Below are 10287 nucleotides of genomic sequence, written 5' to 3'. Positions count from 1 at the left end.
CCATCGCTCCGTCGCCGATGACAACGCGCTGTTTCAGCGCATCAAGCAGGGCAGAGTTAAATGGGGCAGACATGCCGCCGGCAGTGGACTCCGAGGAATCAGTGGCGATCGGATCTTTGGTCTCGAAACGGTTCAATGCATTTACCTAACAGGACGATTGCCATCGACACGTAGAAGTACCGCGAACCGTGCACGCGGGTGATGCGGGGCACAGCTCGCGACCGGAGCATGGTCGATGACGAAGCAGAGTAAGAAATGACGGTCGTATCAGTGGCCGTGAAGACCTGGTCGATACTTCAGATTGCTTTAGCGACCGTCAGTAGTACGCACGAGGCCTCCAGCGCTTCGAGAGAATGTCGAGCATTCGGGACGATCAACAGATCGCCGGATGATCCTTCCCACGCGTTTTCGGCTGCGCACAGGAGTACCCGGCCGGTGAGGACATAGACGGTCGCTTCCCCAGGGTTCTCGTGCTCGTCGAGTTTTTGCCCCTCTGCCAGCGCGATGACGGTTTGACGCAGGACGTGTTCATGGCCGCCGTACACGGTACGAGCGCTACGGCCACTCTTCGAGCTTCCCGCCTTGTCGGCGAGTTGGCGAGCGAGCGCTGTCAATGACATCTTTTCCACGATGTTCGCTTTCTTTGCGTTTATGCGGTGCTGGCCAGGGATTTCACTCGTTCTCGACTGGTCCGGCCATGAGGAGGTTCCTCAGTTGGTTCATGGGCATTTCGGAGGGCGTTGAATCAGGGCTGCTGCGGCGGGGGTGGGGGGTGATCTCGTGCGGTGAGGAACTTGGCGGGGTCACTGCCGGCGCGGGCGCCGCTGTCTAACCATCGGGCGAATCCCCTTGGATCTCGACGTTCGATTTCGTCGAGATAAGCCTCGCGGGTACGCGCGAGGTGCAGGGCGTCCGTGGCCGAGGGCGATGTCGAGGGATCGCTCTTCAGGGCGGGAAAGCTCATTCGCCAACATCGGCACAGGGCTTCGTTCGACAGTTGACTGCAGTCGGGCAGCGGATGAAGCGGCACATCGACAGGGCGTGGGTGGATGAGGGGACTCCTCGGCGAGCGCGGCGGTGACTGTGTGAACTCGACACTGTCGCGAAGATAGCGGCATACCGGAGCAGAGGTGATGGCCATCAGCAGTATCAGCGGTAGGGCGGGAGCGCCGGCGAGCGTGATCAATCCGATGACAGTGACCACTCCTGCCGCCCACGTAGCGCCGTCTCGTAGCGCAATCGCAAGGAGATTTCGCGGTGGTGGGGTAGTACGACGTGTGATCGGTCGCAGCCAGGGTGAACCCCCTCCGATCAGCACTGCGGCAATCACCGCCGATACCAGAACGTCGGTTTGGACGGTGACGGCTGCGGCGATCCCCCCTGAAGCGGCCAGGATGACCGCGGTAATCCACCAGATCATGCGATAGATGTTCATGGGATGTAATCCGTTGTGGTGAGGAAGTTTCCGGCTGTTCATTTCTCGATGCGGTCCGCCGAAACGGGGAACATCTTCGATCGCGCGAGCACGTCAGTGGTCCAGCAATGCATGAGGGAGGGGAATGTGACTGTGCGAGTTCGATATTGATAGACACCGGCTGTATGTACCTGGGCATCATTGCCGCTCCAGTTGCGCGAGGCACGTATGCGCGGTGTCCCAGGGGGTGAGCGTGCTCTTGATCTGACGTGCGCCGAGTCGTGTCAGAACGCCGCGTATCAGACCGAGATGTAAGGAGCAGACAACGGAGGGGTTCTGTCGGGCGACGCTTTCGAACGGACAGGCGTGCAATCGGATACGCGTTCGGGAAGTCGAGGATTCGAGTTCCGGATCGAACCCCATCTCCGCGAACAAGGTGGTGACGACGACCGCCGCATCTTCTGCGGATCGACCGTTTCCGGAGGTTTCGCCGAGATCGTCCAGCGCCCACTGCCGACCCGCAGCCTCGGCGAGCTGTTCCGGATCACCGTCGGTGTGGCGTGCGAAGTGCGCCGCCAAAACGTGGGCCAACTTTTCGTATCCGGAGGTGATGCCGAATCCTGACCCGAGTGGATTCTGTGCCCGGTAAAGCTGGCGCGGACGCCCTCGGATGACGTTGCGCTCGGTCTCCTTCGCGATCAGACCGACTTCGATCAAAGCATTGAGGTGGAACCGAACTGTGCTCACATGCAGGCCGCACAGATCCGCCAGTTCGGTGGCGGTCATCGATTCCGCGGCAGCCCGCAAGGCGTCCAACAGTTGAACTCGCCGCCCAGACGCCAGCACTGCATGGGTGCCGGCGCGCGCAGAACCGGTTCCCTTTCGTATCGCCATACTGTAAGACTTTAGAGGAAAGATTTCCTTAAAAATAGGCAGTGCCCCCGGAGGCCGCTCATGACATACGTGATCGCAGCACCATGTATCGACGTGTTGGACCGGGGGTGCGTCGAGGAATGCCCGGTGGACTGCATCTACGAAGGAGCGCGGTCGCTCTACATCCACCCCGACGAATGCATCGACTGCGGCGCGTGCGAACCGGTCTGCCCGGTCGAGGCCATCTCGTACGAATCCGACGTCCCCGCCCGCTGGGAAGATTTCATCGATGACAACGCCCGCTTCTTCCATCGGCCACTGCCCGGTGCGTCCGAGATGGTGGGATCACCGGGAGGATCCATGAATCTCGGTCGCGTAGGTGTCGATACGGAATTGGTAGGCGGGTACCCGTACTCGAATCGTCCGGATATCGGACCGCCATCTCCCGCGCAGTGAGGAGCGGCAATGACTCCCGTTGTGACAGTGCTCCTTCCTTCGCGGCCTTACCCGAAACGGCGGGGGCTCAAGGGCACGTTCCTCTATTCCGCTGCCACTACGACCGATCCCAAACAGCTGGGCGTGATGTATCTGGTCACCTCGTTCGCCTTCTTCATGCTGGGCGGATTGATGGCCCTGCTGATCCGGACCGAACTTGCCGTCCCCGGTCTTCAGTTTCTCTCGAACGAGCAGTACAACCAGCTCTTCACCATGCACGGCACGATCATGTTGCTGCTCTATGCCACTCCGATCGTCTTCGGCTTCGCGAACTACATACTTCCCCTGCAGATCGGCGCACCGGATGTGGCGTTCCCGCGACTGAACGCACTCAGCTACTGGCTGTACCTGTTCGGTGCGCTCGTCACCGTATCCGGATTCCTCACCCCCGGAGGTGCCGCCGACTTCGGATGGACGGGGTATTCCCCGCTGACCAGTGCCCTGCATTCACCAGGTGTCGGCGGGGATCTGTGGATCATGGGACTCGCACTGGCCGGCGTCGGGACCATCTTGGGTGGGGTCAACATGATCACCACCGTGATCTGTCTGCGTGCACCCGGGATGACGATGTTCCGGATGCCTATCTTCACGTGGAATGTCTTCATCACCATGATCCTGGTGTTGTTGGCTTTTCCTATTCTCACTGCAGCGCTGATGGGACTGCTCGTGGACCGACACTTGGGCGGGCATCTCTTCGATCCCGCCACAGGTGGTGCGATCCTGTGGCAACATCTGTTCTGGTTCTTCGGACATCCCGAGGTGTACATCGTGGCGATACCGTTCTTCGGTATCGTGTCGGAGATCTTTCCGGTCTTCTCCCGCAAGCCGATCTTCGGCTATCTCGGACTCGTCTACGCGACGATCGCCATATCGGCACTGTCGGCGGCAGTATGGGCACATCACATGTTTGCCACGGGAGCCGTTCTGCTGCCGTTCTTTTCGATGATGAGTTTTCTCATTGCCATACCGACCGGGGTCAAATTCTTCAACTGGATCGGAACGATGTGGAAAGGACAATTGACCTTCGAAACGCCGATGCTGTTCTCGATCGGGTTTCTGATCACCTTCCTCTTCGGAGGTCTCTCCGGGGTGATATTGGCGAGCCCGCCGCTCGACTTCCACGTCACCGATTCGTACTTTCTCGTCGCACACTTCCACTACGTCCTCTTCGGGACGATCGTCTTCGCCACATACGCCGGGATCTATTTCTGGTTCCCGAAAATCACCGGACGATTCATGAACGAACGACTCGGTAGGTGGCATTTCTGGACGACCTTCGTCGGTTTCCACACAACCTTTCTGGTGCAACATTGGCTCGGCGCCGAAGGTATGCCGCGCCGATACGCCGATTACCTGCCCTCGGACGGATTCACCACGCTGAACTCGATCTCCACGATCGGTTCGTTCGTTCTCGGCGCGTCACTGTTGCCGTTCGTGTGGAACGTGTTCACGTCCTACCGCTACGGCCAGGTGGTCACGGTCGACGATCCGTGGGGGTACGGCAATTCGCTCGAATGGGCTACAAGTTGTCCGCCGCCGCGGCACAACTTCACCGAACTGCCGCGGATCCGCTCCGAGCGTCCCGCGTTCGAACTGCATTACCCGCACATGACCGAACGAATGAGGACGGAAGAACATGCAGGTAGAAGGAAGGCTGTCACCTCCGCAGTGAACGAACCGAACTCGATCCCGTCCGGTGAGCCTGATGACCTATGACAGAAGCGGCACGCTACGCACAATTGATTTTGCCGGTCTTCTGGCTCGGGATGGTGGCCGCGATTTCCTTCCTGGAAGCACCGATCAAGTTTCGTGCTCCAGGAGTGAGCCTGGCCATCGGGCTCGGGATCGGCCGGAAGGTCTTCACCGCACTGAACGCCGTGGAGTTGGTTCTGGCACTGATATTGGCGGCATCCTGCATGGCCGCGAAACCTGACGCACCCGCGTTGACGTTCTTCGTGCTTGTCGCACTGGTGCTCGTTGTTCAGGTTGTGGTGATCCGGCCGCGGCTCGGTAGACGGTCCGACCGGATCCTTGCCGGAGAAGACCTACCACGTTCGACGATGCATCTGGTGTACATCGCATTCGAGTTGTTGAAGGTGGTGTTGTTGGTCAGCGTGATCATGTCTCTGTTCCGGGTGTTGTCCGCATGTCTTCACTGACACCCGGACCACTTCGATGAAAGGTTTCCGATGAGCGAATGTATTTTTCACATAGCCCTTGCTGACGACTGGGAGGGCGCTCAACGATTCGGAGAATATGAAGGATCAACCCGCGCAACGACTCTTGATCAAGTCGGCTTCATCCATGCTGCCACTGCTGCGGATCTCGACTATGTTCTCTCGACAGTGTACGAAGACCTCCGACTTCCACTGGCAGTGGTAGTTGTCGATCAGGATGCCCTCCTTGCTGCGGAGGTCTCGATCAGGTGGGACGAGCGCAACCCATCGCCTCCTGGTACAGGCACGTGGGTTCCACGGATCTTGGGAGCAATACCGCTGGATCCGGACATCGTCCTCGATGTTCTCCCGATCGAGGAAGTCGACGAGAAATGGGTCGTTCCCGACGTGTCCGCATATACGCTCCGAGATGCGACGCGGTAGTCGACAAAAACCAGGTAAGCCGACTTTGCGGCTAATAGTGGTGCGTAGGGTCAGGTCATCGAACAATTTTTTGGTCACCGGTATCTCGCCGGTGTCGCTGACAGCGTTTGGATGTGACCGATGGTCGACTCCACCGATCCACCTACACCGCCGAGTACGGCTCCCGATGCCGCGCGGACTCCTGCTGTGGCGCACAGCTTCCGCACACAATTGACCCCAGGTGCGGACGTCGTCGACCCCGTCACGTGGGCGGGTTCGGTACCGTACGCCACCGGCATCGCACCTCGCATGCGCATCGGCCACAGCAGATGGTTCAACCTGCTCTGGCTGCTCCCTCTCGGATTCGTCGTCCTGATCGGGGCAGTCGCAGCGGCGCAACACCTGCGCAGCATGTCGTCCGTGCAGGTGTTCATCGAGCAGCATCCCGGTGCGAGTGAGCCCGGCCCAGGCGAAACGTCGGCCCTCCCCGCATGGTTGGGTGCGCAACACTTTCTCAATCTGTTTCTGATGGTCTTCATCATCCGGTCGGGAGCACAGATCCTCACCGACCACCCTCGGCTGTACTGGACTCGCCACAGCACACCTGGCCGGGAATAGTTCCGTATCCAGAAACCTGTTCCTGCCGATCCCTTGTGGACAGCGAAGAAGGACTCGATCAGCCTGCCCGGACAAGTGGGTTTACCGGGGATCCGGCACTCGATCGGCCTGGCCCGGTGGTGGCATCTCGGCACTAACACGCTGTGGCTGCTCAACGGTCTGATCTTCTACGTGTTGCTGCTCGTGACCGGGCAATGGCGGCATGTGATTCCGACCAGCTGGGACGTCTTCCCCAACACCATATCTGTACTTCTGCAATACCTTTCGCTCGACTGGCCGACCGAAGACCACTGGGTGGCGTACAACGGACTGCAACTGCTCGCCTACTTCGTCACGGTCTTCGTCGCCGCTCCGGTCGCGATGATCACCGGATTGGGTATGTCGCCGGCGTTGTCCACCCGTTTCAGGCGGGTCAGCAAGGTATTGAGCATTCAAACTGCCCGCTCGCTGCACTTTCTCGTGCTGATCTGGTTCCTGGCGTTCATCGTGATCCACGTGGCGATGGTCTTCACGACCGGTCTGCTCCGCAACGCCAACCACATGTACGCGTCGAGGGATGACAACAGCTGGATCGGCTTCACGATCTTTGCGGTCTCGATGGTGGTCGTTATTGTCGGCTGGGTTGCGGCAACCCCGCTCACGCTGCGTCATCCCCGAGTGGTCCAGCGAGTGGGTTTCGCGCTCATCGGACCAGCGCAGCGATTGTTCGAGCACGTCGACTCCAAGCCGGGCGAATACACCGAGAAGGACATCTCCCCGCACTTCTGGCACAACGGGCAGTACCCCGACTCTCAGGAGTACAAATCTCTCTTGACCGGCAACTTCGTCGACTACCGATTGCGGGTCAACGGACTGGTCGAGCACCCGGTGGAATTGGACCTGGCTGACCTCCGCGCACTACCACTACAGGAGCAGATCACCCAGCATTTCTGCATCCAAGGATGGTCGGGCATCGCCAAGTGGGGCGGGGTGTCGATGCAGACGATCATCGACCTTGTGCAACCGAAACCGGGCGCGAAGTGGGTGGTGTTCTATTCACTCGGCGACGGTCCGGACGGGGGTACCTACCATGACGCGCACCCGATCGAACAGATGGGATACCACCTGACGATGCTTGCCTACGACATGAATGGAGCCCCCTTGCCGTTCGGCCATGGTGCACCGCTGCGACTCCGCAATGAGACGCAACTCGGTTTCAAGCAGGTCAAGTGGCTCAAGGGCGTGGAGTTCGTCGCGGACTATTCCGACGTCGGTGGCGGCTTCGGCGGGTACAACGAGGATCATGAATTTTTCGGGTACCGGCAATCCTTGTAAACCTGTCCTGCAGACGACTGTGATGTGAGATATTCGTCGACCGCAAAGGTCGATCAACGGACAACGCAAACACGACACCCGGAGAAGGAACAATGCGACAAGCGAAAAATCCGCCGCACAGCGCTCGCTGACGACGCGGGCGGAACTGCGCGTGCTTCGGAGAGTACGAGGATCCACTCGGACCGATGTTCGACCGGACCGGCTCATCGCTGCTGTCACCACCGAGCACCTCGGCGAGGTGGATATCCGGGCTTACCGCGTCCTCAATTCTCCTCTGGTAGTGGAATTTCCATCGGATCCGGGATCCGCCTCGATTCCGTCGACTCTGAAAAAGCGTTGCCATCTGACTCCTCCGCGACCTTCCGAGGAGAAGCCCGATAATACAAGTGCCACAAAATCTTCGGCAGAAAAATCGTGGCAGACAGAACCGCGCACCATGGAGCCGAAGCCCACACGTGCGATCTCGGGCGTGACCGTTGGCGAGTCGCTCGACGCAAAAAATATACGACGGACTTCGGCGGCGGACCGATTCCAGATCCAGTCCACCGTCGTTACCCCCGTTGACAGTTGTCGTTCGGGTGCAATGTACGGTGAGCGAACCGCCGGTAGCTTGAGGTTAGCGATAATCCGAATCGTACTGTTACGGTGAGTTACTTGAAAGTTGTTCGTTCTTCATGAGGTCGGGGCCGAATGGAGCTCCATCTGTAATGAGACTATGTAGCACAGTGCATTTCCGGAACGAAAGTCCCTGTACATCATTTGTTCGTCGTTGCGTTCGACGCATCGATCGGGCTCACCGAGATCCGATCGACGCTTGCGGGATCATTGCAGCACCGTTCCGCGTTGCCGGTATCAGCATCAAAGCGGTGGCGCCATGACGAACAGGTGTCGGCGCGAAGCGGCATTACTCGCCGTGTTTCTGGCCCAATTCGAACCCGTAGCCGAGGGACAGAAACCGACCGTCACTCGCCTCACCGCACGTGAGATCGACCAGTGGCGAGAGGACTACGCGCAAGCGCTGCAATGGTCAGCTGCAACGAGTTTCAGCGCAAAAGACGTCGTCGCCATCAAGGAAATGCGTCGACGGTACGGTTTTACCTCCGCCCTCTGAGCGTGCGCTACGGGACGATGTGCCCGGTTCGATCTTCGTCGACAAACCAATTTTGCACGATCGGTGCCGCTTCACAGCGTTCTCGACCATGTCGACGTGGTGCGTTGAGGCTTCGTTTGAGATCCCCCTCACATAAATAGTCATCTCAGATGCGAATTATGTAGGTTCGGGTCATGCAACTGACGCAGTTCACCGATCTGGGATTGCGCGTCGTCATGCGGTTGGCCGTACTCGACGCGGATGCCTCTCCCAGTACCCGGGTAATTGCGGAGCAGCTCAACGTGTCGTATTCCCATGCCACCAAGGTGGTTACACGGCTCGGCGAGTTGGGCATCGTCACAACCAGGCGCGGCCGTGGCGGTGGGCTTTCCATCACCGAACTCGGCCGCACCGCCACCATCGGCTGGCTGGCCCGACGCCTCGAAGAGCCAGGCGAGGTCGTCGACTGCGAAGGCGACAAGCCGTGCCCACTGCGCGGCGGTTGCCTCCTTCGGAGTGCGTTGCGTGACGCTCAGGAAGCGTTTTTCGTTTCACTCGACGCGGTCACGATCGAAGACGTCATCCGGCAGCCGTCCAAAACTGTTCTGCTTCGCCTCACCACTCGGAGCGACGAAGCAAGCTGATCAACGTCAATTTCGACCGAACGGAGCAGCTCATGCTTTCCCCACAGTCAACCGAGGTCATTCGCGCCACCCTTCCCGTGGTCGGCGCCGCCATCGGCGATATCACAACCCTGTTCTACCGCACGATGTTCGACGCACATCCTGAACTCGAACGTGATTTGTTCAATCGCGGCAATCAGAAACAGGGCGAACAGCAGAAGGCGCTCGCCGGCGCCATCGCGGCATTCGCGACGCTTCAGCTCGAGCCGGACAGCGCCAAGGTCGATCTCATCCTTTCTCGTATCGCTCACAAGCATGCGTCGCTGGGAATCACCCCTGACCAGTACGCAATCGTGCACGAACACCTCTTTGCCGCGATCGTCGGAATACTCGGCGATGCAGTCACTCCCGAGGTCGCAGCGGCCTGGGACGAGGTCTACTGGCTGATGGCCGAAACATTGATCACGATGGAGCGAGGCCTCTATCAGCTCGCCGGAGTCGAGGCCGGTGACGTCTGGCGGACGGTGCGAATCAGTGAGCGCGTCCTGCAGTCCGCCGACACCGTGTCACTGACACTCACCTCGCTAGACGGCAGCGTTCTCCCCACCTTTGCTCCCGGACAGTACCTTTCGGTCGGCGTGGTGCTTCCAGACGGCGCTCGCCAGATCCGTCAGTACAGCTTGTGTTCGATACCGAGCAGCGCGGACTGGCGGATCAGTGTGAAGCGAATCTCGGGAACTCCCGACGGCGAGGTGTCGAACTTCCTCTACAACAACGCGTTCGAAGGTTCCGAGCTGTCGGTCACCACACCGTTCGGCGATCTGATGATGCCGGACGACGACTCACCGCTGCTGCTCGCGTCGGCCGGAATCGGTTGCACACCGATGATCGGCATGCTCAATCATCTCGTGGACACCGGCGCTGACCGTTCGGTCTCTGTCATTCATGCTGATCGATCCATCGCCGATCATGCTCACCGAGCAGAACTCAGCACACTCGTCGAGAAGATTCCCGCCGCAACCTTGCACCGTTGGTACGAGGATCTCGGCACGCACGAACCGTTCGGATCGGTACACGAAGGACGAGCCGATCTGCGCGATATCACTGTCGAACCGGACACCCAGGCGTTCCTCTGCGGGCCGATGCCGTTCATGTTGGCGATGCGCGCATCGTTGCTCGAACGGGACGTCCCGGCGCAGAATATCCACTACGAGGTCTTCGGACCGGACAGCTGGGCCAATACCTGAGCGGAGCCGACATGACGGAAGAGCAACCGGTGGA

General features: G+C 59.6%; 10 protein-coding genes and 1 pseudogene. 8 read left to right on the top strand and 3 right to left on the bottom strand.

The genetic code is table 11. The features are described 5' to 3' along the window. Positions 1–296: 296 nt before the first annotated feature. From R4P65_RS29810 to R4P65_RS29800, 3 genes are all read right to left on the bottom strand, one after another. On the bottom strand, positions 297–629 hold the full coding sequence (locus tag R4P65_RS29810) for a cupin domain-containing protein (protein WP_317829172.1): 333 nt from the start codon (positions 627–629) through the stop codon (positions 297–299). A 116-nt stretch (positions 630–745) separates the two neighbouring features. Continuing rightward, positions 746–1435 carry a hypothetical protein gene (locus tag R4P65_RS29805; RefSeq protein ID WP_317829171.1) on the bottom strand — a complete coding sequence of 230 codons (690 nt, stop codon included), beginning with the start codon at positions 1433–1435 and terminating at the stop codon, positions 746–748. Between the two features lie 177 nt (positions 1436–1612). Then, positions 1613–2308, bottom strand: coding sequence for a helix-turn-helix transcriptional regulator (locus tag R4P65_RS29800; protein WP_064073785.1), 696 nt, complete (start codon positions 2306–2308; stop codon positions 1613–1615). A gap of 60 nt (positions 2309–2368) precedes the next feature. Here R4P65_RS29800 and fdxA point away from each other — a divergent pair, with 60 nt between their 5' ends. The 8 genes and pseudogenes from fdxA (at position 2369) to R4P65_RS29760 (ending at position 10253) form a co-directional block, all read left to right on the top strand. Beyond that, positions 2369–2743, top strand: a complete 375-nt coding sequence (gene fdxA / locus R4P65_RS29795) for a ferredoxin (RefSeq protein ID WP_317829170.1) — start codon at positions 2369–2371, stop codon at positions 2741–2743. Between the two features lie 9 nt (positions 2744–2752). Continuing rightward, positions 2753–4498 carry a cytochrome c oxidase subunit I gene (ctaD, locus tag R4P65_RS29790; protein WP_317829169.1) on the top strand — a complete coding sequence of 582 codons (1746 nt, stop codon included), beginning with the start codon at positions 2753–2755 and terminating at the stop codon, positions 4496–4498. Then, positions 4495–4941, top strand: a complete 447-nt coding sequence (locus R4P65_RS29785) for a hypothetical protein (protein WP_317829168.1) — start codon at positions 4495–4497, stop codon at positions 4939–4941. The genes ctaD and R4P65_RS29785 overlap by 4 nt, the downstream gene beginning before the upstream one ends. Before the next feature lie 30 nt (positions 4942–4971). Next, entirely contained in the window at positions 4972–5382 is a 411-nt protein-coding gene (locus tag R4P65_RS29780; RefSeq protein WP_317829167.1) for a DUF952 domain-containing protein, read from the top strand. A 120-nt stretch (positions 5383–5502) separates the two neighbouring features. Next, positions 5503–7293 (top strand): annotated as a pseudogene (locus tag R4P65_RS29775) (molybdopterin-dependent oxidoreductase). Between the two features lie 874 nt (positions 7294–8167). Continuing rightward, positions 8168–8404, top strand: a complete 237-nt coding sequence (locus R4P65_RS29770) for a hypothetical protein (RefSeq protein WP_113683989.1) — start codon at positions 8168–8170, stop codon at positions 8402–8404. 173 nt (positions 8405–8577) lie between these two features. Beyond that, positions 8578–9027, top strand: a complete 450-nt coding sequence (locus tag R4P65_RS29765) for an Rrf2 family transcriptional regulator (protein ID WP_317829166.1) — start codon at positions 8578–8580, stop codon at positions 9025–9027. 32 nt (positions 9028–9059) lie between these two features. Beyond that, positions 9060–10253, top strand: coding sequence for a globin domain-containing protein (locus tag R4P65_RS29760; RefSeq protein WP_317829165.1), 1194 nt, complete (start codon positions 9060–9062; stop codon positions 10251–10253). Positions 10254–10287: the final 34 nt, after the last annotated feature.

The organism is Rhodococcus sp. IEGM 1318 (assembly GCF_033142465.1).
Taxonomy (GTDB): Bacteria; Actinomycetota; Actinomycetes; order Mycobacteriales; family Mycobacteriaceae; genus Rhodococcus_F; species Rhodococcus_F qingshengii_B.
This window is presented reverse-complemented; position numbering and strand designations above follow the sequence as displayed.

What these genes read in the sequence shown, in the direction of transcription:
- R4P65_RS29805 (WP_317829171.1), bottom strand. Translation starts at nt 1,435, where the DNA reads ATGAACATCTATCGCATGATCTGGTGGATTACCGCGGTCATCCTGGCC.
- R4P65_RS29800 (WP_064073785.1), bottom strand. Translation starts at nt 2,308, where the DNA reads ATGGCGATACGAAAGGGAACCGGTTCTGCGCGCGCCGGCACCCATGCA.
- fdxA (WP_317829170.1), top strand. Translation starts at nt 2,369, where the DNA reads ATGACATACGTGATCGCAGCACCATGTATCGACGTGTTGGACCGGGGG.
- ctaD (WP_317829169.1), top strand. Translation starts at nt 2,753, where the DNA reads ATGACTCCCGTTGTGACAGTGCTCCTTCCTTCGCGGCCTTACCCGAAA.
- R4P65_RS29785 (WP_317829168.1), top strand. Translation starts at nt 4,495, where the DNA reads ATGACAGAAGCGGCACGCTACGCACAATTGATTTTGCCGGTCTTCTGG.
- R4P65_RS29780 (WP_317829167.1), top strand. Translation starts at nt 4,972, where the DNA reads ATGAGCGAATGTATTTTTCACATAGCCCTTGCTGACGACTGGGAGGGC.
- R4P65_RS29770 (WP_113683989.1), top strand. Translation starts at nt 8,168, where the DNA reads ATGACGAACAGGTGTCGGCGCGAAGCGGCATTACTCGCCGTGTTTCTG.
- R4P65_RS29765 (WP_317829166.1), top strand. Translation starts at nt 8,578, where the DNA reads ATGCAACTGACGCAGTTCACCGATCTGGGATTGCGCGTCGTCATGCGG.
- R4P65_RS29760 (WP_317829165.1), top strand. Translation starts at nt 9,060, where the DNA reads ATGCTTTCCCCACAGTCAACCGAGGTCATTCGCGCCACCCTTCCCGTG.